This is a genomic window from Azospirillum sp. A26 (assembly GCF_042604635.1).
GTDB classification, from domain to species: domain Bacteria; phylum Pseudomonadota; class Alphaproteobacteria; order Azospirillales; family Azospirillaceae; genus Azospirillum; species Azospirillum palustre.
The window spans coordinates 1,772,044-1,798,703 of the sequence record NZ_CP170472.1 but is presented as its reverse complement, the minus strand read 5'-3'; the positions used below and the strand labels follow the sequence as shown (position 1 = coordinate 1,798,703).

Genomic DNA, 26,660 nt, shown 5'->3' with positions numbered 1-26,660 from the left:
ACCCCGCCAAACGGGGCAGCGGATGGGTGGCAGAGCGGTTGAATGCACCGCACTCGAAATGCGGCATACCCTCACGGGTATCGGGAGTTCGAATCTCCCCCCATCCGCCATTCTCTCTCACCAGAGAGTAAATTGCAAAGCGCCAGCCGGATCGGCTAGGCGCTTTTTTCTTGTCCGGCTCGTGGCGGCCTTTGTCTCGGCTGCTTTTGTCTCGGCCGCCCCGGTCTTTTCCGGTTGGGCATCTCCTTTTTCTCCGGGCCGTCGCGATGGCCGTTCCCCCGGCTGGTTTGTTGGTCATTTCAACGCCAACGCCCAGATCCCTTCGGTGCGATCCGCCAGGGATGCGACCGGAGGGGTGCCGCCATGAACTCGCTCAGCCGTCACGATGGGTGCCTGCGCTTCTCCTATGTCGTCGACGGCGGCCTGCGCGTCGAAGGCACCCACGATCCGGCGGAGCAGGTGCTGGTCCTGAAGGTGACGGCGCCGCAGGGGCGGGTGATCCATATGGATGCGCTTCCCTGCGACGACCCCCGTGTCATCCTGGCGGCGCTGCGCGAATGGGGCGAGCCGCCGGAGGAGGTGCGCGACGCTCTGCCTGCGCTGGGCGGCAACGCGATCCTGCTGGAGACGCGGCTCGGCGACTCGGTGCGCGCCTCCGTCCGCCGCCATGGCATGAAGGTGGAGGTCGTCTTCATCGACGGTGACGGCCGGCGGCTGGCGGAGTTGCGCGCCGGCAGCCTGGAGGCGCTCGACGCCAAGGCCGGCGGACTGCTGCGCCTGTCGCAACGGACCCGTGCGGTGCTCAGCGCCTGGCTGTCGGCCGAACCGCTGTGGCTGGCGGCATTCCTGTTGGGCGGGCCTTTCCTTGGCGCTTTGCTGATCGTCTTCGGGGCGCAGGTCTCGCCGGAGCAGGTGCTGGTCACCGCCTATGCCGGGGCCGCCGGGCTGGTCGCCGCCTACGAACTGCTGCGCGCCGGCTACGCCGAGTGGGTGTTGGCGCCGCCGGACAGCTTTCCGCGCCAGTGATCTCCGGCATTTGATCCGTATCACGGATCTTCCGTTTGACGGAAAAACAAGCCCCGACGCTGTGGCGCCGGCATCGGGAGGCCGACCATCGCCCCGCCCATGACTGGGCCAAACGACTGGGAGGACATCACATGACGCAGGCTCGATACTGGATCGCCGGCTGCGCGATTTCCCTTCTGTGCGCAGGCACGCTCCCGATGGCGTCCGCCGCGGATCCCGCGCTGGAGGGCGCGGTGCGCAAGGCGGTCAGCCAGCAGGCCCAGCCCTGGCTGGCCGATCCGGCGGTGGTCGGCGCGGTGAAATCGCAGAACAGCAGGAATGCCGGCATCGCCCAGGCCAAGATCGACGAGATGGACAACAGGTGGAAGGCGGCGGCCAAGGCAGGAGGCGCCAACCCGGCCTTCGATGAGGTCTCGTCGAATGCGGTGTCCAAGCAGCTGAAGCAGGTCGTCGCCGGCAGCAATGGCCGGATCGTCGAAATCCTTCTGATGGACGACCATGGGCTGAATGTCGGCCAGACCGCCGGGACCTCCGACTTCTGGCAGGGCGACGAGCCGAAATGGCAGAAGATCTTCACCGGCAATGCCGATCTCTACATGACCGACCCGGAGAAGGACGACAAGACCGGCGCCATGCTGACCGAGGCCAGCGTTCCGGTGATGGACCCGGCCGGCAAGCAGAAGATCGGCGTGGCGATGATCGTTCTGGATACTGCGAAGCTGGGCCAATAGGCGCCACCCACAGCGGCGGTTCGGCAAAGCAAACGGCGCCCCGGATGGTCCGGGGCGCCGTTCTCATGTCCGACTCAAGAGCGGACGGACCGTGTCAGGGCGTCAGGCCGCCTGCTGGGTCAGGGCGGGGGCCGGAGCGGGCGTCTCGACCTCCACCGCCTGGTTGCCGGCGGCGGTGACGATCGGAATGCTCCGCGGCTTCATCGCTTCGGGTACCTCGCGCGCCAGCTCGATGTGCAGAAGGCCATTCAGAAGAGACGCGCTGGTCACCTTGATGAAATCGGCCAGCTGAAAGCGGCGCTCGAACGCGCGCCCGGCGATACCCCGGTAGAGGAATTGGCCGGCCGGCTCGTCCTTCTTAGCTTTACCAGTGACGGTCAACGAATTCTGGTGAGCGACGATGTTGAGGTCGTCCAGACCGAAGCCGGCAACGGCCATGGTGATCCGGTACGAATCCTCGCTCAGCTTTTCGATGTTGTAGGGCGGGTAGGACGCCGCCTCGTCACCGGTGGTCGCGGTCTCCAGCAGACGCGACAGGCGGTCGAAACCGACGGTGGAACGGAACAGCGGCGAAAGGTCGTAGCTACGCATGACATATCCTCCGAAAGAGCGATACGGCCATCGAGGACCACGGTCTGGTCGGTCGTCGACGGTGGGTTTGGAGGCGGACCCCGTATGGGCATCCGCCTGACGAGCGAGAGATAATCGACGCTTTTTCCTGTTCAAGAGGGTGGTCGTACAAACGCCGGCCGGATCCCGCCTGGGGTTGCCGGGTACCGCCCAGTCACCAATTGTTAATCAGTTGCGGCAAGGCTCAGGCTAGGGCCGTAAGTCCGCGGGAGGGGGCCGACGACCATGACTTCGCACACCTTCTTCTTCAACGGTCCCTACGACGAGACCATGGCCCTCTTGATCGAGGCGCGGAATTACATCGCCTATCATGATGCGGCCGAACACCGGAAGCTGCCGCCGCAGGTGCGCTTGCAGATCTCCTACGAATCCATGCGGGTGACCAGCCGCCTGACCCAGGTGATGGCGTGGCTGCTGGCGCAGAAGGCGGTTCATGCCGGCGAGATGTCGAAGGAGCAGGCGGCGAGCGAGGATTTCGCGCTGTCCGGCGGCGAGATCTGTTCCGATCCCAGCGGCCCCGACAACGAGGAACTGCCGTCTGGCCTGCGCAGCCTGCTGGAGCGCAGCCACAGCCTCTATATGCGTGTATACCGGCTCGACGCCATGGTCCGCGCCGATGTGGAGCGCGAGGCCGCCGCGGCGGTTGTCGGGTAAGCTTTCGGTGGGGTGAAGGACCGCCGCCGCACCATGCGCAAATGGAAAAGCACAAACGAAAAGGGCGTCCGAACCGGTCGGACGCCCTTTTCGCATCGGCAGGATAGAAGTGCGGTAACGCTTACTTCTTGAGGCCGAAGTTCGCGAAGCGCTTGTTGAACTTGGCGATCTGCCCGCCGGTGTCCAGCAGCTTCTGCACACCGGTCCAGGCCGGGTGAGACTTCGGGTCGATGTCGAGGCGCAGCGTGTCGCCCGGCTTGCCCATGGTGGAGCGGGTCGTGAACGAGCTGCCGTCGGTCATGACCACGGTGATCTCGTGATAGTCGGGATGGATGTCAGTCTTCATGGCCGGGGTTCCTGCAAAGCGAGCGGCGTCTATACCAAAACGCCTTCGCCGGTGCAACCCCGGAATCGAGCCTCGTTCAGGGAGTCTTCGGCGGGTTCCACGGCCGTTTCCGCGGCGGTTTCGCCCGTCCATCGCCTTGTTGGCGTCGCCGCACCGCGCTATATGCCAGCGATCCGCATCAATAACCCCAACAGACAAGCGGGAACCGCGTGGCTCGCCAACCCTCCCCCGACATGATCGCTGCCTCCGCCCGTGGCGAGGCGGATGCCCGCCGCCGCGACCTCGGCCCCCTGCGCCGGCTGGTGCCGTTCCTGCTTCCCTACAAGTGGCGCATCCTGGGCGCCATGGTGGCGCTGACCGTGGCCGCCGGTACCGTGCTGGGGCTGGGGCAGGGGATGCGGGTGCTGATCGACCAGGGTTTCGCCGGCGGCGACACCTCGCTGCTCGACCGCTCGCTCCTGGTGCTGCTGGCGGTGATCGCGCTGATGGCGGCCTCGACCTATGGCCGCTTCTATCTGGTCAGCTGGATCGGCGAACGGGTGGTCGCCGACATCCGGCGCGCCGTCTACGACCATGTACTGACCCTGTCGCCCGGCTTCTTCGAGACGACCAAGACAGGCGAGATCCTGTCGCGGCTGACCACCGATACCACGCTGTTGCAGGTGGTGGTCGGCTCGTCCGCCTCCATCGCGCTGCGCAACGCGCTGCTGTTCCTCGGCGGCACCGGCATGCTGCTGATCACCTCGCCCAAGCTGACCGGGCTGGTGGCGCTGGTGGTTCCGCTGGTGGTGGCGCCGATCATTTTCTTCGGCCGGCGGGTGCGCAAGCTGTCGCGCGACAGCCAGGACCGCATCGCCGACATCGGCTCCTTCGTCGAGGAGACGCTGGCCGCCATCCGGACGGTCCAGGCCTTCACCCACGAGGCCATCGACCGCACCCTGTTCGGCAAGCGGGTGGAGGAGGCCTTCGACGTCGCCATCCGCCGGGTGCGCGTACGGGCGGTGATGACGGTGATCGTCATCGTCCTTGTCTTCGGCGCCGTCGGCATCATCCTGTGGATCGGCGGTCATGACGTGGTGGCCGGACGGATCACGCCGGGCCAGCTGTCGGCCTTCGTCATCTACTCCGTGGTCGTCGCCGGATCGGTCGGCGCCATCAGCGAGGTGATCGGCGACCTCCAGCGCGCGGCCGGCGCCACCGAGCGTCTGTTCGGCCTGCTCGCCATCGAGTCGGAAATCCGTGCCCCGGCCGCACCGAAGCCGTTGCCCAGCCCGGCGGCGGGGGCGCTGTCCTTCGACGCTGTCCGCTTCCACTACCCGTCGCGCCCCGACTGGGCGGCGCTGGAAGGCTTCTCGCTGGACGTGAAGCCGGGCGAGCGGGTGGCCCTGGTCGGCCCGTCGGGCGCCGGCAAATCGACGGTGTTCCAGCTTCTGCTGCGCTATTACGACCCGCAGGCCGGTTCGGTGCGGCTCGACGGGGTCGATGTGCGCGATGCCGACCCGGTCGATGTGCGCCGTCGCCTCGGCCTCGTCGCCCAAGACCCGGTGGTGTTTTCCGCCAACGCCTGGGAGAACATCCGCTACGGCCGGCCCGACGCGTCGGATGCCGAGGTGCGGGCCGCCGCCGAGGCCGCCCATGCGCTGGACTTCCTCGATGCGCTGCCGGAGGGGTTCGGAACCTTCCTGGGCGAGAAGGGCGTGCGGCTGTCGGGCGGTCAGCGCCAGCGCCTCGCCATCGCCCGCGCCATCCTGCGCAACCCGCCGGTGCTGCTGCTGGACGAGGCGACCAGCGCGCTGGATGCCGAAAGCGAGCGGATGGTGCAGGATGCGCTCGACCGGCTGATGCATGGGCGCACCACGCTGATCGTCGCCCACCGGCTGGCGACGGTGCTGAACGCCGACCGCATCGTGGTGATGGACAAGGGCCGCGTGGTCGAGACCGGCACCCATGGCGAGCTGGTGGCGCAGGGCGGGCTCTATGCCAGACTGGCGGCCTTGCAGTTCGACCGCGCGGACGGAGTGGCGTAAAGGGACATAAGGGCACATCGACGCCTCCGGCCGACCGCGCTACCCTTCCCGCCATTCCCAGCCCCCATGAGGCAGTGCGATGGCGCGGATATCGGCGGGCCGCCTGATGGCGGTGATAGTGAAGGAATTCATCCAGATGCGGCGCGACCGGCTGACCTTCGCCATGATGGTGGGGGTGCCGATCCTGCAACTGATCCTGTTCGGCTTTGCCATCAACTCCGACCCGAAGGCGCTGCCGACCGCGCTTCTGGTCGCCGACTCCAGCCCCTTCGCCCGGACGCTGGTAGCGGCGATGGAGAATTCCCGCTACTTCGCCATCACCCGCAGTGCCGCTTCGGAGGCGGAGATCGACCGGCTGCTGGCGGAAGGGGAGGTGCAGTTCGCCGTTACCATCCCTCCCGGCTTCGCCCGCGATCTCCAGCGCGGCACCCGCCCGGTCCTGCTGGTGGAGGCCGACGCCACCGACCCGGCGGCGACCAGCAACGCCCTGTCGGCGCTGACCGCCATCGCCCGGCAGGCGCTGAACCCCGATTTGACCGGGCCGCTGGCGAGCTTGCGGACCGGGCCCGACCCGGTGGACCTGCGCGTCCACCGCCGCTACAACCCGGAAGGCATCACCCAGTACAATGTGGTGCCCGGCCTGATGGGCGTGGTGCTGACCATGACCATGGTGATGATGACGGCGCTCGCCGTCACCCGCGAGCGGGAGCGCGGAACCATGGAGAACCTGCTGGCGATGCCGGTGCGCCCGTTCGAGGTGATGCTGGGCAAGATCGTACCCTTCGTCGTCGTCGGCTATGTCCAGGTGCTGCTGATCGTCGTGGCGGCGCGCCTGCTGTTCGACGTGCCGATCGTCGGCAGCCTGGGCCTGCTGTCCGCCGTGCTGATTTTGTTCATCGCCGCCAATCTGGCCGTCGGATTCACCTTCTCCACGCTGGCGCGCAACCAGTTGCAGGCGATGCAGATGTCCTTCTTCTTCTTCCTGCCGTCGATGCTGCTGTCCGGCTTCATGTTTCCCTTCCGCGGCATGCCCGGCTGGGCACAGACGGTGGGGGAAATCCTGCCGCTGACCCATTTTCTGCGCATCGTCCGCGGCATCCTGCTGAAGGGGAACGGGCTGGCCGAGATCGCGGCGGAGGTGCTGGCGCTGGCGCTGTTCCTGACGGTGGTCACGGTGGTGGCGCTGAAACGCTATCGCCAGACGCTGGATTGAACCGCGGGAGCCGCCAGGGGGCGCACCACCGATGGCCCGGCTCTGCGCCTGTCCGTCCGGTTGTGCCGGCTGGATGCCTCCTCCATCATTCCTTAACCACGACTCCGCTATAGCCGTAACAGTGGCGGTGCTGGCGACGGTGAAGCGGGGGGCAGAGATGGGTTTTCGCGCTTTTGGCGGGCGTGCCTTCAAACTGGTCGCGTGCGTCGGGCTGGCCGTCGCCCTGCTGGCGGTGGGCGAGGCCGACGCCAAGTCCCGCAAGAAGAAGCCGGCGCCGATCCCGGCCTATGCCACCAGCGTCGCCTGGGGGGCGGTGACCGGCCCCTCGCTGGGGGCCGCCAAGTCCATCGGCGGCTATGCCGCCGGCTGCATCGCGGGTGCCCGTGCCCTGCCGCCGGAAGGCGTCGGTTATCAGGTGATCCGCCTGTCGCGCCAGCGCAACTACGGACATCCGGTGCTGGTCGACATGCTGCGCGACTTCGGGCAGCGGGTGGCGCTCTCCGGGCTGGGCACTGCGCTGATCGGCGACATGGGGCAGGCGCGCGGCGGGCCAATGCCGTCGGGCCATGCCAGCCACCAGATCGGCCTGGATGCCGATGTCTGGCTGCGTCTGGACCTGCCGCCGATGGGCCGCGCAGGCCGCGAGCGGCTGGACGAGATCAAATATGTCGATTACGACCGCATGCGGGTCACCGAGGACTGGTCGGACCGTCAGGCGAAGATGATCCAGATCGCCGCCAGCGATGCCCGTGTCACCCGAATCTTCGTCAACCCGGCGATCAAGCTGGCGATGTGCCAGCGCAGCTGGGCCGACCGCAGCTTCCTGAACAAGCTGCGCCCCTGGCACGGTCATGACGGCCACATGCACATCCGGCTGGGCTGCCCCGCCGGCAGTCCGCAGTGCGAGCAGCAGGATGCCCAGCCGGAAGGCGACGGCTGCGGGGACGAGCTGATGTCCTGGCTGGACAGCGCCGCTCCCGCCACCGAGCACCCGCCGGGCTACAAGCCCGAGCCGCGGGTGGTCCGCAAGATGCCGGCAGCCTGCGCTCCCGTGCTGAACGCGGCGGGCACCCGCATGGCGTCGCTGGCCGACTCCGCGGCGGCGCCCGCCAAGGCTGCGCGCTGACGGGTTAACGTGTTTCCGCGGAGAAATTTTTCCACTTGCATGCAATTAGCGTCCGTCTAACCTGAGGCTGGACAGATTCTTGCGGATGGTGTGTCCGGTGCGCGCCGGACAACCGCAAGGATACTGTGCCGGGTGCTGTCGGCCGGGGGTGGCCGGCGGTGCCGGGAGTCGTTCGGCGGATGGGGTGCCACGGCGATGACGGACATGGGGAAATGACGGACAAGGACGGAGCGTCCGGACACGGACCGAGCCTGAAGACGCGCCTGTATGCGTGGTGGGAAGGCTATGACCTGTCCGGCATGAAGGCGAAGAAAGGCGATGAGCCGGCGCCCGAACCGGAACAGCCGCAGCCTGCCGCGCCCGGTCCGGGCATGAACCGCTGGGGCAAGCCGCTGTGGACAGCCACCCGCATCGAGGTGGCGGAGAAGATGTGGGGCGAGGGCTTCAACACCCCCGGCGGCGCCGACCACATCCCCTATCTGGTCAAGCCGCTGGGCCTGAACCCGGCGATGAGCGTGCTCGACCTCGCGGCCGGACTGGGCGGCACCAGCCGCACCATGGCCGGCAAATACGGCTGCTGGGTCACCGGACTGGAGGCATCGGAGCTGCTGGCGAAGGAGGGCATGGTCCGCTCCTTCAAGCTTGGCCTGGAGAAGAAGGCGCCGGTCGAGACCTTCAATCCCGAGCATTTCGGCTATCCCAAGCGCGTCGACGCCATCGTCTACAAGGAAGGCCTGTTCTTCGTCCGCGACAAGGAACAGATGTTCGACGGGATGGAACTGGCGCTGAAGCCGCGCGGCCATCTGCTGATCACCGATTACATCGCCGAAGCGGATGTGATGGGGGCAAAGGCGGTGCAGAGCTGGTGCGACAAGGAGCCGCTGACCCCGAACCTCTGGCCCAAGGACCGCATGGCCAATGCGTTCGCCCAGCGCAACCTCGACCTGCGCATCGCCGAGGACATCACCGACACCCACCGCGGCCTGATCCTGTCCGCCATCCAGGGGCTGGTCGAGCATCTGGAGAAATTCCAACTCGACACCCCGACCAAGCTGGCGGTGATGGAGGAGGTCGAGCTGTGGGCCCGCCGCGTCGCCGCCATCGAGGCCGGCTTGCGGGTCTACCGCTTCTACGCGATCAAGCCGGCGGAGTAGGGGCGTCAGCCCCCGACCGTGCCTGCTGAAAAAAACTTTTGCGCGATTGCATTTTTTCACTTGAGCGCGGCCGCTGCTCTGGGTACATAGAGCGCCCCGCGTGACCCCAAGAAACGCGGACGCGCTTGTGGCGGAATTGGTAGACGCGCTAGGTTCAGGTCCTAGTGGCTGAAAGGCCGTGGGGGTTCGAGTCCCTCCAAGCGCACCAACACTTTCAGTGTTGGTGAAGAGTAAGAGAAGTATAGTGGGGCCATAGCTCAGCTGGGAGAGCGCTACAATGGCATTGTAGAGGTCAGGAGTTCGATCCTCCTTGGCTCCACCATTCTCTGCCGCCTGCCGGGGCGGAAAATTCCCGGCCAATCCCCGATCTTTCGAATTCACCCCGATCCCCACCGAACTCGCCGGGATCTTTATCGGTACAGCCACTGTGGCCTTTCCGCATCAGGAAGGCGCAGACAGGGTGTTACCACCTTGGGGCGCATGGCCGAACGGGTGCCGCGCACGGATAATCGCGCCTGTCGAACCGCAAACTCTCTTCTGCACGCTTCGACAAAAACACGCACCCACATCGCACGCCATTCCGATCTTTCCGGAGCGCCCACCATGTCCACACGGATGGAACACGGGTTGAGGACGCTTGTCCTCGCCCTTTACGATGAAGCTGCATTGACGGCGGCTGCCAAGGGCCTGACCGGGCTGTTGGCCGAACGGGCGGTCTTGAGCGAGGCCGCAAGCCTCGCGTCAGTCCCGGCCCGCCGGACGGTGTCCGAGGAAGAGGTGTTGCGCATCGTGCTGTCGGCCCGCCGGCTCCAGCGCATGGGCGGCTCGCGCGACGACGGCCCGGTGCTGGTCCCCGGCCTGTCGGCGGTTCCGCAATTGCCGCCGCTGCATCGGGCGGTTGCTGCGATGAAGCCGCGCCGCGGCCGTCTGGCCCTATGGGCGATGCGCTCGCTTGCACGGCATCCGTCGGCGCCGCTGATCTGACGCGCACCGGCTGACAGGCGGCGGTTCCGTGCCGGCGACTAGTCCCCGCCGGCGCGGACCGCTGCTGCCTTTCGCCGCAGCGGACAGAGTTGCGCAGCAACTGGCCCGGGATAGGGTGCGTGGCTTACCTTTGTCCCATGCGGCCCCGTTGCGCGCAGTCGGGGGAGGGCTATTGCGGATGCGTGCTGGCGCGCTGCGGCGCGGCAGGCTACATACGCAAGGCTGCGCTTGCGTCGCAGCGATTGCGTCGCGCGCATCCGCGTCTGCGTCGGATTGGCCTCCCCCGGAGTTGACCGTTGACCAGTGGACAGTTGACCAGCATGCCGCCCGTCACCTTTTCCCTGTGGCCTTTCATGCGCCGGCCTTCGGCCGCTCGCCGCCCGGCCTGCCGGCACTGACGGTCGGGGATCGGAACTGGCATGCGCAGGACGACGATAAAGCCGCGGGCCGACTGGCGCCCGGGTCTCCGCAAATATCCCTATGGTGTGCGGGCCATGTCGGCCGGGGCCGGCTGGCGGGAAGACACCGTCTACGAGTTCACCGCCTCGCAGATCGACCTGATCGAAAGCGTGGCGGACGAACTGCACAGCATGATCGCCGTCGCCGTGCGCCATGTGATGGAGCACAAGCTGTTCGCCTCGCTCGGCATCCGCGGCGATCTCGCGCGCATGCTGGAGGCGTCCTGGGTCGATTACTGGGCCGGCGGACGGCGCAACGAACGGGCTGGCGGGCTGGCCGGCCGGTTGACGCTGGCCTATGACGGGCGCGACAGCGTCAAGCTGCTCGGGTGCAACTATGACACCACCGAAGGGCTGTTCGCCGCCTCGCTGATCCAGCGCAACTGGCGCGAGGCGATGGCACCGGACGCCAACCAGTTCAACGGCCTGCACGAGGCGCTGGTGGAGCGCTGGGAGGAGTTGGCGATGGGCGTGCCCGGCCGCGGCCGCATGCATGCGACCTGCGCCACCCCCGACCCGGTGCGCGAGGGCGAACTGGTCTATCTCGCCGCCACCGCGGCGGAGGCCGGCATCGACACCCGCCTGCTGCCGCTCCAGTCCATCGCCTGGGACGGCCGCCGCTTCCTCGACGACGAGGGACAGCCGATCTCCTGGCTGGCGAAGCTCTATCCGTGGGACGGACTGGCCGACGACGGCTTCCTCCAGCGCCTGCGCAGCAGCGGCATGAGCGTGCTGTCGCCGCTGTGGTGCTGGCTGTGGTCGAACCATGGCCTGCTGGCGGTGCTGTCCCACCTGTACCCGCGCCACCCGAACCTGTGCCGTGCGGCACTGGACCCCAGCGGCGTGGCCGGGGCCGATACGGTGACCACGCGCGCCCTGCACGGGCTGGACGGTGCGCCGACCCGGATGCTGCGGCATGGGGAGGTGATCGCCGACGATGGGCCGGACATCGGCGAGGATGTCGCGGCCCATGGTGCCGTCTGGCTGGAAACCCCGTCCTGCTTCAGGGAGGAGGACACCCGCGCCGTCCTGCACGCCTGGATCGTCGGCGACAAGTGCTTGGGCATGGCGGTGCGGGAATCCACCGACCCGCGGCTGGGGGCCGGTGTCGGGCCGGACGCGGCAATGGTCCCGCACCTGTTCAGGGGCTGATTGCCCGCCGGCTGTCCCGACAACCCGTCAGGGCGCGAACGGGTTCTTCAATGCCGGGCCGAAGGTCGCCTTGCGGGCGGCGCGCCAGATGCTTTCGGCAGCCGCATCGTTGCCGCGGTCGGCGATGGCCATACCGGCCACGCCGGACTGATGGCTGAGCCAGTCGCGCAGCAGGTTCTCGAACCGCGTGACCTCACGCGGATCGTCGCTGGCCATAGTGATCGAAACGGTCAGTTCGGTGGTCATGGTCGGTTCCCTCCTGACGGTTGGACGGGCCGGTCTATCCAAAAAATCAGCCTGCCAAAAATCAGCCGGACCAGCGCCGTGGACGAGAAGGTGCCCCCTATGCACGGGGGTAAGCCTGCGCCCCCGGTCCCGCATGCGCAATGAAAAAGGCGGGGTATGACCCCGCCTTCCTCGCGTCCCGTGCACCGGAACCCTGTTCTGCCGGACGGAGCCGGCTGCCCGTCACTTCGTGTCCGACTTGCTGCCGGGAATGGCGATGCTGGCGATCTGCTTCTGCAATTCGTCGATCTGCTTCTGCAATTCATCGAAGGTGGCGCCGCCCGGATTGGCGGCGGGCGCGGCGTTGCCCCCCTGGCCGGGCTGGCCGGCCGGGCGCTGCGCGCCGGGCACCTCATCCCCGGCGCCGGGGGCGCCAAAGGGGGTGAACATGCGCATGGCGCGTTCGAACATCGCCATGTTCTGCTTGCTGACCTCGTCCAGCCGGCCGAACGGGAACATGCCGCCCAGCGTGTTCTGGAAATAGTCGCGCATCTGCTCCTGATTGCGCGAGAAGGCCTGCATCGAATATTCCAGATAGCGCGGCACCACGGACTGCATGTTGTCGCCGTAGAAGCCGATCAGCTGGCGCAGGAAGCTGATGGGCAGCAGGTTCTGCCCCTTGCTTTCCTCTTCCACGATGATCTGGGTCAGAACGGACCGGGTGATGTCCTCCCCGGTCTTCGCGTCATAGACCACGAAGTCCAGCCCGTCCTTCACCATCTGGCAGAGATGGTCGAGCGTGACGTAGCTGCTGGTGGCGGTGTTGTAGAGCCGCCGGTTGGCGTACTTCTTGATCGTGATCGGAGCGGACTTCTGGTCTTCCTTGTCGGCCATCGCTGAATCTTTCAAGAAGGGACGCGTTCCAGGTCACGTTCCAGGTCATGGAGTTCCGGAACACGCGTGACTGGCGGCGGAAATTGTTCCGTCATTAGGACTACTCGAAGGGATAGCAATTTGTCCAGCGTTGCGCCGCGGCATAGCGCCGCGGTTGCGCTCGGCCCAGCGGTGCGGATGGAGGATCGCTGCGCAAGCGGTTGCCTCCCGCCGATACCCGAAAGGTCAGGTAAGGGACCATGCCGGACTGGTCAAGCCGGCCCGGCGGCCCCTATACTCCGGCCATGGCCGACCCGTCGAATCCAGACCGCCCCTCCGATCCGTCCGCCGCCGACCCGCCTTCCTATGAAACGCTGGCGCGCCGGTACCTGGATCTGTGGCAGGACCAATGGACGGCCTGCGCCGCCGATCCGGAGATGGCCGACATGATGACCCGCATGTTCCAGATGATGGGGCAGGGGGCAGGACCGTTTGGCTTCGGTCAGGCGGGGTTCGGCGCGTTCGGCGGCGGTTCCATGCCTGGCACCGGCTGGGATCCCCACCCCTGGCCATTCCCGAACAGCGGCTCCCCCCAACACGGACAGCCTTCCGATGAGCGAGCGTCTGGCGGACGACAGGCAGACGGGCGAGGCTCCGCCCAATCCGGCAGCGGGGCCGGTGAAACGGCAGGGACCGCGCCCTCTGGCGCTCCATCTGATGGCGGCTCTGGCCAGCTTGCTCAGCTCGTCGGCCGCATTGCCGCACTTGAGGAGCGGCTCGCTTCCCTGGAACCCGGCCCTGCGGAGCCGGGCGGCGGTACTGCGGGAGGACATGGCGCGGGCGGACCGGATGCAGGGCGCCCGAGTGCAGGAAAGGGCACCAGGTCCCGGCGACCGTCTGGCCAGGGAGGTTGACCGGGAGATCCGCCGCCGCATCGACGCCGTCCTGACCGGGGTCGAGCACTATCGCAGCCACCCCTACCGCCGCGACCTGCCCGATCCGCCGGTGATCTGGTCGGAAGGCGGATCGCGTCTGCTGGATTACGGCCAGGGAGAGGGCGGGCGGCCGGTTCTGTTCGTGCCGTCGCTGGTCAACCGCGCCTATATCCTCGACCTGTCGCGCGACAAGAGCCTGATGCGCTGGCTGGCGGCGCATGGTTTCCGGCCGCTCCTGCTCGATTGGGGCAGGCCGGGGCCGCTGGAGCGGCGCTTCACCCTGACCGACTACATCGCCGGACGGCTGGAACGCGCGCTGGACTTCGCCGTGGAGACGGCCGGCACGCCGGTCCCGGTGGTCGGCTACTGCATGGGCGGGCTGCTGGCCGCGGCTCTGGCGCAGCGCCGGCCGCGTTCGCTCGCCGGGTTGGGGCTGATGGCGACGCCCTGGGACTTCCATGCGGAGGATGCGGCGACCGCCCGCCGGGTGGCGACCTTCATCCAACCCTGGGGCCCGGTGCTGGACCGCTGGGGCGAACTGCCGACCGACGCCCTGCAGGCGCTGTTCGCTCAGCTCGACCCGCTGCTGGCGCTGAAGAAATTCTCCGGTTTCGCCCGCATGGCGCCCGGCTCCCGTGCCGCCACCGCCTTCGTCGCGCTGGAGGATTGGCTGAACGACGGGGTGCCGCTGGTGGCCGGGGTGGCGCGCGACGCGCTGGCCGGCTGGTACGGGCGCAACGACACGATGGCGGGGGCCTGGATGGTCGCCGGGCTGCCGGTCGATCCCGGCGCCATCCGCGTGCCGACGCTCGCCCTCATCCCGGAGCGCGACCGGATCGTCCCGCCGGCCTCGGCCCTGGCGCTGCCCGCCGCGATTCCCCGTGCCAGAATTCTGCGGCCGCCGCTTGGCCATATCGGTATGGTGGTGAGCGCCGGTGCCGAAACCGGAGTGTGGAATCCTCTGGCCGAATGGCTTGCTGCGACAGGTTAGCGCCGCGACCTTCGGCCAGCTTGCACCCGTCATATTGCCCGACTTAAGGTAAGAATCACTCCGAGCGTCCCACCAGCGCTATAATAAAACTGTCCTATTTCGAGGAGCGTTCAATGACCGAGGTTGTCATCGCCGGTGCCGCCCGTACGCCCATCGGCAGCTTCAACGGCGCCCTCAGCGCCGTTCCCGCCCATGTTCTGGGCGAGGTCGCGATCCGCGAAGCGCTGGCCCGCGCCAAGACCGACGCGGCGGAAGTGAACGAGGTGATCTTTGGCCAGATCCTGACCGCCGGCCAGGGTCAGAACCCGGCCCGTCAGGCCGCCGTCAACGCCGGCATCCCGGTTGAGGCGACCGCCATCGGCGTCAACCAGCTCTGCGGGTCCGGTCTGCGCACCGTGGCTCTCGGCTATCAGGCAATCAAGAACGGCGACGCCGACATCCTGGTCGTCGGCGGCCAGGAAAGCATGAGCATGGCCCCGCACGTCATGCATCTGCGCAACGGCACCAAGATGGGGTCCGCCGAACTGCTCGACACCATGCTGCGCGACGGCCTGACCGACGCCTTCCATGGCTATCACATGGGCAACACCGCGGAGAACGTCGCCCAGAAGTGGCAGCTGACCCGCCAGGAGCAGGACGCCTTCGCCGCCGCCAGCCAGCAGAAGGCCGAGGCCGCCCAGAAGGCCGGCCGCTTCAAGGACGAGATCGTTCCGGTCACCATCAAGGGCCGCAAGGGCGACGTCGTCGTCTCGGACGACGAGTACCCGAAGCACGGCACCACGGAGGAATCGCTGGCCAAGCTGCGCCCGGCCTTCTCGAAGGACGGCACGGTGACCGCCGGCAACGCCTCGGGCATCAATGACGGCGCCGCCGCCCTGGTGCTGATGACGGCGGAGAACGCGGCCAAGCGCGGCGTCACCCCGCTGGCCCGCATCGTCTCCTGGGCGACCGCCGGCGTCGATCCGGCGATCATGGGCACCGGCCCGATCCCGGCCTCGCGCAAGGCGCTGGAAAAGGCCGGCTGGACCGTCGACGACCTCGACCTGATCGAGGCGAACGAGGCCTTCGCCGCCCAGGCGCTGGCCGTCAACAAGGACCTCGGCTGGGACACCGGCAAGGTCAACGTCAATGGCGGGGCCATCGCGCTCGGCCATCCGGTCGGCGCGTCGGGCGCCCGCGTGCTGACCACGCTGCTGTTCGAGATGCAGAAGCGTGATGCGAAGAAGGGCCTCGCCACCCTGTGCATCGGTGGTGGCATGGGCATCGCCCTCTGCGTCCAGCGCGACTGAGGACCGGACGGGCCGCTTTTGGACATGGAAGCGGCCCGCTTCGCTTGAAGGCATGGGATATCCGCCGGACCTGCGGAGGGAGTTCCATGCCCAACAATAAAAAGTCAAGAAACCAACCAACCATCACTAAATCTGGGGAGAAGAACTATGGCTCGTGTTGCAGTCGTCACTGGTGGCACCCGCGGCATCGGCGAGGCGGTTGCCGTCGCCCTGAAGAATGCCGGCTACAAGGTCGCCGCCAACTATGCCGGCAACGATCAGGCGGCCGAGGAATTCACCGCCCGCACCGGCATCCCGACATACAAGTTCGACGTCGCGGACTTCGACGCCTGCAAGAAGGGGATCGCTGCGATCGAGTCCGACCTGGGCCCGGTCGACGTGCTCATCAATAACGCCGGCATCACCCGTGACGGCGTGATGCACCGCATGACCTACGATCAGTGGGAGAAGGTGATCCACACCAACCTGTCCTCCTGCTTCAACATGTGCCGCAATGTCATCGACGGCATGCGCGAGCGTGGTTTCGGCCGCATCGTCAACATCGGCTCGGTCAACGGCCAGGCCGGCCAGTATGGTCAGGTCAACTACGCCGCGGCGAAGTCCGGCATCCACGGCTTCACCAAGGCGCTGGCGCAGGAAAGCGCCGCCAAGGGCATCACCGTCAACGCCATCGCCCCCGGCTACATCGACACCGACATGGTGCGCGCGGTCCCGGCCAACGTGCTGGAAAAAATCGTCGCCCGCATCCCAGTCGGCCGTCTCGGCCGCGCGTCTGAGATCGCCAAGGCCGTGCTGTACCTCGTCGACGACGACAACGGCTTCATGACCGGCTCGACCCTGTCGGTCAACGGCGGCCAGCACATGTACTGATCCGGAACCGGGGCTCGCATCCCGGTTCGTTAGGTCTGAGAAGCCCCTTTCCCGCACCCGGCCGGACCTCTGGTCCAGCTGGGGTGGGGAAGGGGTTTTGTTTTTGAAACAGCCTCCACCGCACTTGACGGACCGGCCGCCGAGTTGAAGGTTATCGTCCGTTTCGGACGCACCACCACATTGGACACCCTGCGATGCCCTACACCTCGTTGCGCGACTTCATCGACCGGCTGGAGAAGGCGGGGCGGCTGGTGGTGGTGAAGGAGCCGGTGTCCAGCGTGCTGGAGATGACCGAGATCCAGACCCGCCTGCTGGCCGAGAACGGTCCGGCGGTGCTATTCGAGAACGTCATCAAGGCCGACGGCACGCGCTCGGAGATGCCGGTGTTGGTCAACCTGTTCGGCACGGTCGAGCGGGTCGCTTGGGGGATGGACCGCGAGCCGCACCAGCTGCGCGCCGTCGGCGAGACGTTGGCCTTCCTCAAGCAGCCGGAACCGCCGGGCGGATTCCGCGAGGCGCTGGAACTGATCCCGCTGGCCAAGACCGTGCTGTCGATGAAGCCGAAGACGGTCGGCTCGGCCCCCTGCCAGGAGGTGGTGCTGACAGGCGACGACATCGACCTCGGTCGCCTGCCGGTGCAGAGCTGCTGGCCGGGCGAACCGGCGCCGCTGATCACCTGGCCGCTGGTGGTTACCAAGGGGCCGACCGGGAAGCGCGAGGACGACTTCAACCTCGGCATCTACCGCATGCAGGTGCTGGGGAAGAACAAGACGATCATGCGCTGGCTGAAGCACCGCGGCGGCGCCCAGCATCATCACCGCTGGGCCGCCAGCGGCAAGCGCGAGCCGCTGCCCTGTGCCGTCGTGCTGGGGGCCGATCCCGGCACCATCCTGGCCGCGGTGACGCCGGTGCCCGACACCCTGTCGGAATACCAGTTCGCCGGCCTGCTGCGCGGCAAAAAGGTGGAGCTGGTGGAGTGCAAGACGGTGCCGCTCAAAGTGCCGGCCCAGGCTGAGATCGTCCTGGAAGGCCATGTCAGCCTGGACGAGTATGCCGACGAGGGACCGTACGGCGACCACACCGGCTATTACAACTCGGTCGAGCCCTTCCCGGTCTTCACCGTCACCGCCATGACGATGCGGCGCAAGCCGATCTACCTCTCCACCTTCACCGGCCGTCCGCCCGACGAGCCGTCGGTGCTGGGCGAGGCGCTGAACGAGGTGTTCATCCCGCTGCTGATTCAGCAGTTTCCGGAGATCGTCGATTTCTGGCTGCCGCCGGAAGGCTGTTCCTACCGCATCGCCGTGGTCAGCATGAAGAAGGCCTATCCCGGCCATGCCAAGCGGGTGATGATGGGGGTCTGGTCCTTCCTGCGCCAGTTCATGTACACCAAGTGGGTGATCGTCGTGGACGACGACATCGACGCGCGGAACTGGAAGGACGTGATGTGGGCGATCTCCACCCGCATGGATCCGGCCCGCGACATCACAGTGATCGAAGGCACGCCCATCGACTATCTCGACTTCGCCAGCCCGGACTCGGGGCTCGGCGGCAAGGTCGGCCTCGACGCCACCAACAAATGGCCGCCGGAAACCAAGCGCGAGTGGGGTGAGAAGCTGCACATGACCGACGAGGTCGTCGAGGCGGTCAGCCGGAAATGGGACCTCTACGGCCTGCCGGGCAGCGGGAAGCCGATCTGGAAGACGTGAGTGAGCCACCCTCTCCCGGCCGGGGTCGGGAGAGGGAGTCCATCACCGCCGCGGATCGCGGCTCAGGCCCTTGGCCTGCAACTCTCCGAGATATTCGGCCCACAAGGCGTCCTGTTCGGTGCCGATCTCGTAGAGGTATTTCCAAGTGAAGATGCCGCTGTCGTGCAGGTCGTCGAAGACGATGCGGATGGCGTAGTTGCCGACCTGCTCCAGCCGCATGATGCCAACATGGCGGCGGCCGGCGACCGTCTGCTTCTGGCTGGGGTTGTGGCCCTGGACCTCGGCGGACGGGCTGACGACGCGCAGGAACTCCGCCGGGTAGGAGAAGGTCCGGCCGTCGTCGAAATCGACCTCCAGACGCTTCTCCTCCTTCTTCAGGCGGATCTCGGTCGGCCAGTGGACCGTGCCGAATCCATCGCCCGCATCGGCGCCTGCACTCATCGCGACGCCCCCGCCTTGTCCAGGCTGCGGGCCTCGTCGATCAGCATGATCGGGATGCCGTCGCGAATCGGATAGGCCAGACCGGCGCGCTCGCTGACCAGCTCCGCACGCTCGGCGTCATAACGTAGCGGACCCTTGGTCAGCGGGCAGACCAGGATCTCCAGCAGCTTCGGATCGACGCGGGCGTTGGTTTTCGCTTCGCTGCTCTTGTCCTCTGGCGTCGCCATGTCGTGTCTCGTGGTGATTGGAAGAAAGGCGGTGATTGGAAGGAATCAGTGCTTGGGCGGCGGGCCGTCCCCGTCATGGCTGTCGAGAATGGCCATCTCGACCAGCCCGATCAAGAGCTTCCCACGTTCCGCCAGGGTCGGCGCCTCCAGCAGCGCCTGTTTTTCACCAGGCGTGAAGGGGCAGATCATCGCCAGCGAGTTGACCAGCCGTTCATCCAGCGTCGATTCAATGGATTTCCAGTCGACCGACAGGCCCTGGACCCGGAAGTAGGTCTTCAGGACGCCGAGCAGCCGGTTGCGGTCGATGTCGCCGCAGGACTCGGGTTCCAGGTCGGCGCGGAAGGGGCGCCAGTCGGGAACGACCCGCCGATAGCCGCGCGCACCTTCCACCTCCCGCCCGATCTCGAACCGGGCGACCCCGGTCAGGGTGATGAGGCATCGGCCGTCATCGGTCTCGGCGAAGCTGGTGATGCGGCCGGCGCAGCCGCAGTTATAGACGGCCGGCTCGCGCTCCCGCCCGGCGGGGTCGAGGGGCTGGATCATGCCGATCATGCGGCCGCTGCCCAGCGCATCCTCGACCATGGCGAGATAGCGCGGCTCGAAGACGTTCAGCGGCAGCCGCGCCCGCGGCAGCAGCAGGACGCCGGCCAGCGGGAAGATCGGCATCATCGCCGGCAATTGGCTGAACTCGGGGTCGAAGGGGTTTCTGGTCATGCCAATCAGATAGAACCCCTTCGCCGATGGAACAGCCGTCCTCTTTTCGGAAAAAGCGTCAGCTGAACATCATGGTCGACAGGCGGCGGCGGGTCTTCACCGTCAGCGGGTCGGTCTGGCCGAACGCCTCGAAGAACTTCACCAGCTGCTTGCGGGCGCCGTCCTCGTTCCAGGTCCGGTCGCGCTTGAAGATCTCCAGCAGCTCGTCCACCGCCGCTTCGCGCTTGCCGGCGGCGAACAGCGCCATGGCGAGATCGAAGCGCGAGGCATGGTCGTTCGGGTCGTGGGCGACCTTTTCCATCAGCTCCGGGATCGGGCCGGCGTTGGCGGCCTGTTCCGCCACGTCGAGAGCGGCGCGGACGTTGGCCAGCTCCTTGTCCTTGGCGATGGCTTCCGGGGCCTGGGCCAGCATCTGCTTGGCGTTCTCCAGATCGCCGGCGGCGATCAGGCAGCGGACGATGCCGGCATAGGCCTGGGCGTTTTCCGGCTCGGCCTGCATGATCTGGCTGTAGAGGTCGAGTGCGCCCTGCAGGTCGCCGCCCTCCAGCATCTCCTTGGCCTGGGCGAAGGCCTCCTCCAGCATGTCGTCGGCACCGCCGCCGGCACCGGCCTGCTTGGCCAGCGCCACCAGCTTGTCGACGAAGGCCTTCACCTGCGATTCGGGCAGGGCGCCCATGAAGCCGTCGACCGGACGGCCCTGGAAGAAGGCATAGACCGCCGGGATCGACTGCACGCGCAGCTGCGAGGCGATCATCGGGTTGGCGTCGGTGTCGATCTTCACCAGGCGGACCGCGCCCTTGGCGGCGCGCACCACCTTCTCGATGATCGGGCCCAGCTGCTTGCAGGGGCCGCACCAGGGCGCCCAGAAATCGACGATCACCGGGACGTCGCGCGAGGCCTCGATCACGTCGGCCATGAAGGCGCGGTCGGTGCTGTCCTTGACGATCTCAGCGGCACCGGGGGCGGAACCGGCGGCGGGAGCGGCGGGCTTGGACCCGTTGGCGGGGGGCATGGAGAACATGGCGTGTTTCGGTCCCGTTGGTGATGCCTGGCCCATTAGGACATCCCGGTGGGCCATGGAGTTGCCGATCCGGCCGGCCCGGATCCTCATCGTTGGCGACATATGTGAGCGTGCGGGGCGACTCAAGCAAGCATTGCGTGGACAGGCGTTGCGCAGAGGCGCCGGCCCGTCACTCCTGCGTGCGGCCGAACTCGACGATTGCCGGCTCATGCCCGCAGGCGCGGATGAAGCGCATCAGGTCGTCCCGCCGGATCGCGGTGGTGCGGTCGTTCAGCAGCGGGTGATAGTTCAGCAGGTCATGCTCCATCATCGCCTGCTGGAGGACCACGCGCACCTTGTGTCCGGTGTCGTTGACCAGGGAGAAGGGCGTGACCGATCCCGGCCGGATGCCGAGGAAGCGCCAAAGCCGCTCCGCCGAGGCGAAGGACAGCCGTGCCGACCCGATGGCCTTGTCCAGCCGGTTCAGGTCGATTTTCGCATCCTCCAGCGCCACCACCAGCCAATGCTGGTCCTTCTTGTCCTTCAGGAACAGGTTCTTGCAATGGCCGCCGGGCAGGGCGCCACGCAGGGCCTTGCTTTCCTCCACCGTGTGCAGCGGCGGGTGGCTGTGCGTGGTCGCCTGGATGCCCAGCGCGTCGAGCCGCGCCAGCAGTTGGTCCGGCGAGGTCGGCAGCGGCGCGTCCCCATCGGGAAGGGAGGCGTCCGGAAGGGAGGTCGATGCGGTGTCCATGACAGCCCTTGTACCGGGCGTGCGGAAAATCGTCCAGCCGGTGAAAAAAACTGAAACAAGGCACTTGCATTGCGTCGGCCGATGAGTATAGTCCGCCGCACACCGCCGGACGGCAGCGACAACGGTCTGAACCGATGAAACGCCGGACGATGGAATGGAGCGCGGGCGTAGCTCAGGGGTAGAGCACAACCTTGCCAAGGTTGGGGTCGAGGGTTCGAATCCCTTCGCCCGCTCCAGTTTCCTCCAGACTTTACGCTGGAGCACGCGATTTCAAAAGGCCGGACCTTCGGGTGCCGGCCTTTCGCATTTTCTCCCTCCTGTTTCCAGCCCATCCGGACTTGCCGGCCTGCGGTCCGCTGAGAATGACTCCGGGCGGGATGATCGCCCATCTCATTCTTTCAGCTTTCAATTGCGGCAAGTCAAAGCCTGATCGTCATACAATTGTAGGCGGCTGGCGGGGCTGAAACAGCGTGATGAGCCTGCCGCTCCAGCCAAAGACCGTTCAGCATGGCCGCAGTTGTGCCTGTCGTCAGGAGCTGCTGTGATTTCCCGAAAATTTCTCGTTCAGGCTGTATATCGCGTTTCAATAATCCGAAATGAGCTGCGGAATTTCCTATGGCTTATTTACAGATTGTCAACCTCCTTGCGTATGACCGCATGGAGAGGTACACTTCAAAATCTAAATAAATAGCGTCTAAGGCTCCGGGGGTTGTGGCGAACGAAGATACTCTGCGGAAAATCGGGTCAAAATTCAGAAACATTCCCGTGGAAGGATGCTCCGGCCATTTGCCTTCGCTCGGCCGGCACCGCTTCACCGCCACGGTTCCGGCAGGAATTCGGCGCAGGAATTCGGGATGGCTGAAAGCACGGTTCGGCTCCGCCCCTGCCCCACCCCGTCCAACTTCGCCGGAATCGAGAGATGGTCCCTCACCGGGGGCCTCTGCCGACCTCCGCCCCTCCGGACTTCGACCCCAACCTCCCGACCCGGATACGAAGCCCGGATAGCAAGACCCAGATACCAGGAAAGGAAACCGTCATGGCTATGCAGCGCTATCTTGTCGACTATCCCCGGCTGTCCACCGATGCCCTCGCCAAATGGTCGTCGGTTCCCAGCAGCGTCGCCTCCGACGCGATGAACCGGTGTCAGAGCATGGATTCGCGGATCAAGCCGATGGTCCCCGGGATGCGCATCTGCGGTCAGGCCCGCACCGTCGTCACCATGCCCGGCGACAACAGCATGGTGCACCACGCCGTCAGTCTGGCGGAACCAGGTGACGTGGTGGTGGTGGCCGGCGGCGGCCTGGACGATGTGGCGCTGGCCGGCGAATGGGTGGTGCGCTGCTGCAAGCGGCGTGCGCTGGGCGGTCTGGTTGTCGACGGCTCGGTCCGCGACCTGCACGAAATCCGCGGGCTGGGCCTGCCGGTCTTCGCCAAGGGTGCCGTTGCCCGCGGTCCGCACAAGAATTTCGGCGGCAAGATGGACGTCATCGCGGCCATCGGCGGCGTGCCGGTCAATCCCGGCGACCTGATCCTGGGCGACGAGGACGGCGTGGTCGTGGTGCCGCTGGCCTTCGCCGACGCCGCCCTGACCCAGAGCCTCGCCCTGCTGGAGCGCGAGCGCAAATGGACCGAGCAGATCGAGGCCGGCGCCACCCTGGTGGACGTGCTGGGCGTCCCGCCGCTGGAGATCGTTCCCGCCGACTGAGCGGAACCGTGTAAAGGAAAGCCCCCGCATCGTCGGCCGCATTGTCGGCCGTTGCCGACCCCGCCCCCATGGTGCCGCGTCCATGTCGCTGATTTTCCAGATCGTCCTGCCGATGTTCGGCCTGATCGCGCTTGGTTTCTGGGCGGCGCGCTACCGTGGCTTCAGCACTGCGATGGTCCAGGGGCTTTCCCGTTTCCTCGGCATCTATGCGCTGCCGGCGCTGCTCTTTTCCAACATGGCGCGGGCGGACATTCCGGACCCGCTGGAATGGGCGGTGCTGGGCTCCTTCTACATCGCGGCGGTCGCGGTCTTCCTTGTCGGCGGACTGTGGATGCGGATGGCCGGCCGGCGGGAACAGATCGCTCCCATCGGCCTTGCCAGCTCCTTTTCCAACATCGCGCTGCTGGGGTCGCCGATCATCATGGAGGCCTATGGGCCGACCGTGGCGGTGCCGGTGATGCTGCTGATCGTCTTCCAATCGCCCCTGCTGTTCACCTCGGCCACCATGCTGGCGGAAACCCAGCGATCGGCGCGCAGCGGCCGGGCCGGACGGCCGGTGAAGGCGACGTTGGACGCCGCCAAGGCGACGTTGACCAGCCCGCTGGTGGTATCGGTCATTTTGGGGCTGGCCGCCAATTTGCTCCATCTGGCGATCCCGCCCATGGTGATGAAGAGCTTCACCATGATGGCGCAGACGGTTCTTCCCTGCGCCTGCTTCACGCTGGGGGCATCGCTGGCGCTCAGCCCGGCCTCGGGCGCGGTGCTGCCGGCCACCGTGGTGGCGCTGTTGAAGACCGGGCTGCACCCGCTGCTGACCTGGCTGCTGGCCACCCAGGTCTTCGACCTGCCGCCGCTGTGGGTCGCCCCGGCCGTGACCGCCGCGGCCCTGCCCATCGGCATCAACGCCTATGTTTTCGCGGAGCGCTACAATGCCGGGCGCGAGGTGGTGTCGATGTCTCTGCTGATCTCCACTCTGCTGTCGCCGGTGTCGATCTCCATCGCCTTCATGGTGTCGTCCGCAGGCTGACGCCGGGCCGGAGCGGTCCGCGGGTATTGCCGGATCAAGTTCCAATACGGTGAATTTACTTGATGCGTCCGCCGATCCATCCAAAGGGTGTGGCGGCGTATTTCACGCTGCATGCGGCAGTGTGGCCGCTATTACCGCCATTGATGGGAGAGGAAAATCCTGTTAGCCTCTAATTGTATGAATTTCTAAGCATTCTGATATCGGCAAGGCTGTGTCTTGATCTTCCAGAACACGGAATGTGATAAGTCGCCGCCTCGGTGGCGGAAACTGGCCGGCTTCGTTTCGGATAACAATAAATCCGCCTCTTCTGCCGCATATCATAGTATGTTCAAGACTCGTAACGCTTCGGCGTCGAAGAAATTCGGAGCCAAGTGCGTCATATCAAAGACTCGCACAAAAATAAGCGCGTTAATCATTGTAAAAGATTTTCCGGGTGAGATGGCGCAGCGATGGCCGTGCCGGCGGGCAGGCCGCCTCGATGCCATTCCCGGAACCGGCGCGGGAGTCCGTCCCCGCAGGGTTTCATCGACCGGAGCGGCGTCGCGCGGCAGCCGCACGTTCCTCCGCCCCAATGCCATACCGGATCGTTCGCGCCACGGACAGCCGGCCGACGCAGGTGCCCCATGACCCTCCTCAACAACTTCCACATCCCCGTCAAGATGGCCATTCCGGCGACGACGGCGATCATCGGCATGCTGGTGATCGCGCTGCTCGGCTGGTCGGCGATCACCCAGCAGTCCACGCTGCTCGACGCCCTGTTCAACCGCTCCTTCACCCGGGAAGCGGAAATCCAGGGGCTGACCGATACCCTGACGGTGGCCCACGCCGGCATGTACCGGACCGTGATCCTCAGCAGTGCGAACGCCTCGCCGAAGGCGGTGGAAGAGGAGATGAAGGCCCTCAGCAATCAGCTCGGCAAGCTGAAGAGCCAGTCGGAGGCGCTGAAGGGCGCCACCGCCGACACCGACGAGGAGGCGAAGTTCTTCGAGCGGTTCGGTGCCGACGCCGCCACCTATCTGGCGAAGGTGGGCAGCTTCCTCGACCTGCTGAAGATGGGTGTCGATCCGCTGGACTTCCTGCAGGAGGTGCAGGCCGCCTACACCCGATTGCAGGGAACCAGCCGCGACTATCTGACCTACAAGCGCAAGGTTTCGACCGACGCCTACGCCGAGGTCAACGCATCGGTCGACAACACCACCCAGGCCTTCATGGCGGTGGCCGCGGCGGCTCTGCTGGTGACGGTCGGTGTCGCGCTGTTCATCGGCATGAACATCGCCCGCCCGATCGTGCGCCTGACCGACGTGATGGAGCGGCTGGCCCGCGGCAACCTGGAGGCGGACATCCCCGCTGCGGAGCGCGGCGACGAGATCGGCCAGATGGCCCGTACGGTTCAGGTCTTCAAGGAAAATGCGGTCCGCGTGCAGGAACTCTCGCGGGAGCAGGAAGCGATGCGCCTGCGCAACGAGCAGGAGCGGCGGCAGGCGATGACGGCGCTCGCCAACGACCTTGAGGCGTCGGTCAAGGCGATGATGGGCGAGGTGGTGCGGTCGGCGACGTCGATGCGCAACGAAGCCAACTCGATGCTCGACAACGCCAAGCAGACCAGCCACCACAGCGACAGCGTCGCCCATTCGGTGCAGGAGGCGACCAGCGAGGTCGAAAGCGTCGCCGCCGGCGCCGAGCAGCTCCGCGCCTCCATCGACGAGATCACCCGCTCCATCAGCCAGTCGGCGCAGCTCGCCCGCGGCGCGGTGGATGAGGCCGGACGCACCGACAGCATCGTCCAGGGGCTGAGCGAAGCCAGTCGCAAGATCGAAGAGGTCGTCGGCCTCATCCAGTCCATCGCCGGCCAGACCAACCTGCTGGCGCTGAACGCGACCATCGAGGCGGCGCGCGCCGGCGAGGCCGGCAAGGGCTTTGCCGTGGTGGCCCAGGAGGTGAAGAGCCTCGCCAACCAGACCGCCAAGGCGACCGAGGAGATCGGTGCCGAAATCGCTGCGGTCCAGGCCGCGACCCATGCGGCGGTCGGCGCCATCCGTGCCATCGTCGGCACCATCCGGCAGGTCGACGAGTCCCTCGGTACCGTCGCCGCGGCGGTGGAGGAGCAGGATGCCGCCACCCGCGACATCAGCGCCCGCTCCCAGCGCGCCGCCGTCGACACCATGGCGGTGATGCAGGAGATGCGTCTGGTCCAGCAGGCCGCCGAAACCACCGGCCATTCCGCCGGATCGGTGCAGAACACGACCGAGGAACTGTCGCGCAGCTTCAACCGCCTTGACCACGAGATCGAGGCCTTCATCACCCGCATCACCGCGGCGTGACGGCGGGAATGTAACGGTGAGGTAAAACGAAAAACGCCCTCTCCCGCATTGTGCAGGAGAGGGCGTTTTTCGATCCGGCTT

Annotated in this window: 25 protein-coding genes and 4 tRNA genes; 20 read left to right on the top strand and 9 right to left on the bottom strand. The window is 66.6% G+C overall.

All coding sequences use genetic code 11. From position 1 onward, the window contains the following. Positions 1-20 precede the first annotated feature (20 nt). The 3 genes from ABNQ39_RS09135 (at position 21) to ABNQ39_RS09125 (ending at position 1,757) form a co-directional block, all read left to right on the top strand. Positions 21-110 (top strand) — tRNA-Ser (locus tag ABNQ39_RS09135). Positions 111-363: 253 nt separating this feature from the next. Beyond that, a complete protein-coding gene (locus tag ABNQ39_RS09130; protein WP_376957021.1) occupies positions 364-1,026 on the top strand; it encodes a hypothetical protein in 663 nt (220 codons plus the stop codon). 131 nt (positions 1,027-1,157) lie between these two features. Next, the gene (locus ABNQ39_RS09125; RefSeq protein ID WP_376957019.1) at positions 1,158-1,757 is read left to right on the top strand and encodes a PDC sensor domain-containing protein; all 600 of its coding nucleotides are present in this window, start codon (positions 1,158-1,160) and stop codon (positions 1,755-1,757) included. A 102-nt stretch (positions 1,758-1,859) separates the two neighbouring features. Here ABNQ39_RS09125 and ABNQ39_RS09120 read toward each other — a convergent pair whose 3' ends face one another. Then, positions 1,860-2,348, bottom strand: coding sequence for an Hsp20 family protein (locus ABNQ39_RS09120; RefSeq protein ID WP_376957017.1), 489 nt, complete (start codon positions 2,346-2,348; stop codon positions 1,860-1,862). Between the two features lie 264 nt (positions 2,349-2,612). On the opposite strand from ABNQ39_RS09120, the gene ABNQ39_RS09115 reads away from it, so the two are divergent. Next, positions 2,613-3,041, top strand: coding sequence for a DUF1465 family protein (locus ABNQ39_RS09115; RefSeq protein ID WP_376957015.1), 429 nt, complete (start codon positions 2,613-2,615; stop codon positions 3,039-3,041). 121 nt (positions 3,042-3,162) lie between these two features. Here the strand turns inward: ABNQ39_RS09115 and rpmE are convergent, their stop codons facing one another. Further along, positions 3,163-3,387 carry a 50S ribosomal protein L31 gene (gene rpmE, locus ABNQ39_RS09110; RefSeq protein ID WP_012974887.1) on the bottom strand — a complete coding sequence of 75 codons (225 nt, stop codon included), beginning with the start codon at positions 3,385-3,387 and terminating at the stop codon, positions 3,163-3,165. A gap of 233 nt (positions 3,388-3,620) precedes the next feature. Between rpmE and ABNQ39_RS09105 the strand changes: the two genes are divergently transcribed. From ABNQ39_RS09105 to ABNQ39_RS09070, 8 genes are all read left to right on the top strand, one after another. Then, positions 3,621-5,414 carry an ABC transporter transmembrane domain-containing protein gene (locus ABNQ39_RS09105; protein ID WP_376959773.1) on the top strand — a complete coding sequence of 598 codons (1,794 nt, stop codon included), beginning with the start codon at positions 3,621-3,623 and terminating at the stop codon, positions 5,412-5,414. A 79-nt stretch (positions 5,415-5,493) separates the two neighbouring features. Beyond that, positions 5,494-6,627 (top strand): ABC transporter permease, encoded by a 1,134-nt coding sequence (locus tag ABNQ39_RS09100; RefSeq protein WP_376957012.1) that lies wholly within the window; start codon positions 5,494-5,496, stop codon positions 6,625-6,627. 157 nt (positions 6,628-6,784) lie between these two features. Further along, positions 6,785-7,753, top strand: coding sequence for a penicillin-insensitive murein endopeptidase (mepA, locus tag ABNQ39_RS09095; protein WP_376957010.1), 969 nt, complete (start codon positions 6,785-6,787; stop codon positions 7,751-7,753). Positions 7,754-7,965: 212 nt separating this feature from the next. Continuing rightward, a complete protein-coding gene (locus ABNQ39_RS09090; protein ID WP_376957008.1) occupies positions 7,966-8,907 on the top strand; it encodes an SAM-dependent methyltransferase in 942 nt (313 codons plus the stop codon). Between the two features lie 121 nt (positions 8,908-9,028). Beyond that, a tRNA-Leu gene (locus ABNQ39_RS09085) sits at positions 9,029-9,115 on the top strand. Positions 9,116-9,153: 38 nt separating this feature from the next. Next, positions 9,154-9,229 (top strand) — tRNA-Ala (locus tag ABNQ39_RS09080). Positions 9,230-9,510: 281 nt separating this feature from the next. Further along, on the top strand, positions 9,511-9,891 hold the full coding sequence (locus ABNQ39_RS09075; RefSeq protein WP_376957006.1) for a hypothetical protein: 381 nt from the start codon (positions 9,511-9,513) through the stop codon (positions 9,889-9,891). 494 nt (positions 9,892-10,385) lie between these two features. Beyond that, a complete protein-coding gene (locus ABNQ39_RS09070; protein ID WP_376957004.1) occupies positions 10,386-11,501 on the top strand; it encodes a glutathionylspermidine synthase family protein in 1,116 nt (371 codons plus the stop codon). 27 nt (positions 11,502-11,528) lie between these two features. On the opposite strand, the gene ABNQ39_RS09065 is transcribed toward ABNQ39_RS09070, so the two are convergent. Then, the gene (locus tag ABNQ39_RS09065; RefSeq protein WP_376957002.1) at positions 11,529-11,747 is read right to left on the bottom strand and encodes a hypothetical protein; all 219 of its coding nucleotides are present in this window, start codon (positions 11,745-11,747) and stop codon (positions 11,529-11,531) included. Between the two features lie 222 nt (positions 11,748-11,969). Continuing rightward, the gene (phaR, locus tag ABNQ39_RS09060; protein ID WP_109048134.1) at positions 11,970-12,620 is read right to left on the bottom strand and encodes a polyhydroxyalkanoate synthesis repressor PhaR; all 651 of its coding nucleotides are present in this window, start codon (positions 12,618-12,620) and stop codon (positions 11,970-11,972) included. 591 nt (positions 12,621-13,211) lie between these two features. Between phaR and ABNQ39_RS09055 the strand changes: the two genes are divergently transcribed. The 4 genes from ABNQ39_RS09055 to ABNQ39_RS09040 all read left to right on the top strand — a co-directional run bounded on the left by ABNQ39_RS09055 (position 13,212) and on the right by ABNQ39_RS09040 (position 18,393). Then, positions 13,212-14,525, top strand: a complete 1,314-nt coding sequence (locus ABNQ39_RS09055) for an alpha/beta fold hydrolase (RefSeq protein ID WP_376957000.1) — start codon at positions 13,212-13,214, stop codon at positions 14,523-14,525. A 113-nt stretch (positions 14,526-14,638) separates the two neighbouring features. Next, positions 14,639-15,814 carry an acetyl-CoA C-acetyltransferase gene (locus tag ABNQ39_RS09050; RefSeq protein ID WP_376956998.1) on the top strand — a complete coding sequence of 392 codons (1,176 nt, stop codon included), beginning with the start codon at positions 14,639-14,641 and terminating at the stop codon, positions 15,812-15,814. Between the two features lie 147 nt (positions 15,815-15,961). Beyond that, positions 15,962-16,684, top strand: a complete 723-nt coding sequence (gene phbB / locus ABNQ39_RS09045; protein ID WP_063635164.1) for an acetoacetyl-CoA reductase — start codon at positions 15,962-15,964, stop codon at positions 16,682-16,684. 194 nt (positions 16,685-16,878) lie between these two features. Further along, complete coding sequence (locus tag ABNQ39_RS09040) at positions 16,879-18,393, top strand: UbiD family decarboxylase (RefSeq protein WP_376956995.1); 1,515 nt, start codon at positions 16,879-16,881, stop codon at positions 18,391-18,393. 42 nt (positions 18,394-18,435) lie between these two features. Here ABNQ39_RS09040 and ABNQ39_RS09035 read toward each other — a convergent pair whose 3' ends face one another. From ABNQ39_RS09035 to ABNQ39_RS09015, 5 genes are all read right to left on the bottom strand, one after another. Further along, the gene (locus ABNQ39_RS09035) at positions 18,436-18,834 is read right to left on the bottom strand and encodes a gamma-butyrobetaine hydroxylase-like domain-containing protein (protein ID WP_376956993.1); all 399 of its coding nucleotides are present in this window, start codon (positions 18,832-18,834) and stop codon (positions 18,436-18,438) included. Next, entirely contained in the window at positions 18,831-19,061 is a 231-nt protein-coding gene (locus ABNQ39_RS09030; protein WP_098739230.1) for a Trm112 family protein, read from the bottom strand. The genes ABNQ39_RS09035 and ABNQ39_RS09030 overlap by 4 nt, the downstream gene beginning before the upstream one ends. Positions 19,062-19,106: 45 nt before the next feature. Further along, positions 19,107-19,775, bottom strand: coding sequence for an LON peptidase substrate-binding domain-containing protein (locus ABNQ39_RS09025; RefSeq protein WP_376956991.1), 669 nt, complete (start codon positions 19,773-19,775; stop codon positions 19,107-19,109). 58 nt (positions 19,776-19,833) lie between these two features. Further along, positions 19,834-20,796, bottom strand: coding sequence for a tetratricopeptide repeat protein (locus tag ABNQ39_RS09020; protein WP_376956989.1), 963 nt, complete (start codon positions 20,794-20,796; stop codon positions 19,834-19,836). 169 nt (positions 20,797-20,965) lie between these two features. Then, positions 20,966-21,526 (bottom strand): prolyl-tRNA synthetase associated domain-containing protein, encoded by a 561-nt coding sequence (locus ABNQ39_RS09015; RefSeq protein ID WP_109048127.1) that lies wholly within the window; start codon positions 21,524-21,526, stop codon positions 20,966-20,968. 161 nt (positions 21,527-21,687) lie between these two features. On the opposite strand from ABNQ39_RS09015, the gene ABNQ39_RS09010 reads away from it, so the two are divergent. The 4 genes from ABNQ39_RS09010 to ABNQ39_RS08995 all read left to right on the top strand — a co-directional run bounded on the left by ABNQ39_RS09010 (position 21,688) and on the right by ABNQ39_RS08995 (position 26,579). After that, positions 21,688-21,762: transfer RNA gene (locus ABNQ39_RS09010), tRNA-Gly, on the top strand. Positions 21,763-22,562: 800 nt separating this feature from the next. Next, the gene (locus ABNQ39_RS09005) at positions 22,563-23,231 is read left to right on the top strand and encodes an RraA family protein (protein WP_098739234.1); all 669 of its coding nucleotides are present in this window, start codon (positions 22,563-22,565) and stop codon (positions 23,229-23,231) included. Between the two features lie 82 nt (positions 23,232-23,313). Further along, positions 23,314-24,258 (top strand): AEC family transporter, encoded by a 945-nt coding sequence (locus ABNQ39_RS09000; protein WP_376956986.1) that lies wholly within the window; start codon positions 23,314-23,316, stop codon positions 24,256-24,258. Positions 24,259-24,881: 623 nt separating this feature from the next. Then, entirely contained in the window at positions 24,882-26,579 is a 1,698-nt protein-coding gene (locus tag ABNQ39_RS08995) for a methyl-accepting chemotaxis protein (protein WP_376956984.1), read from the top strand. Positions 26,580-26,660: the final 81 nt, after the last annotated feature.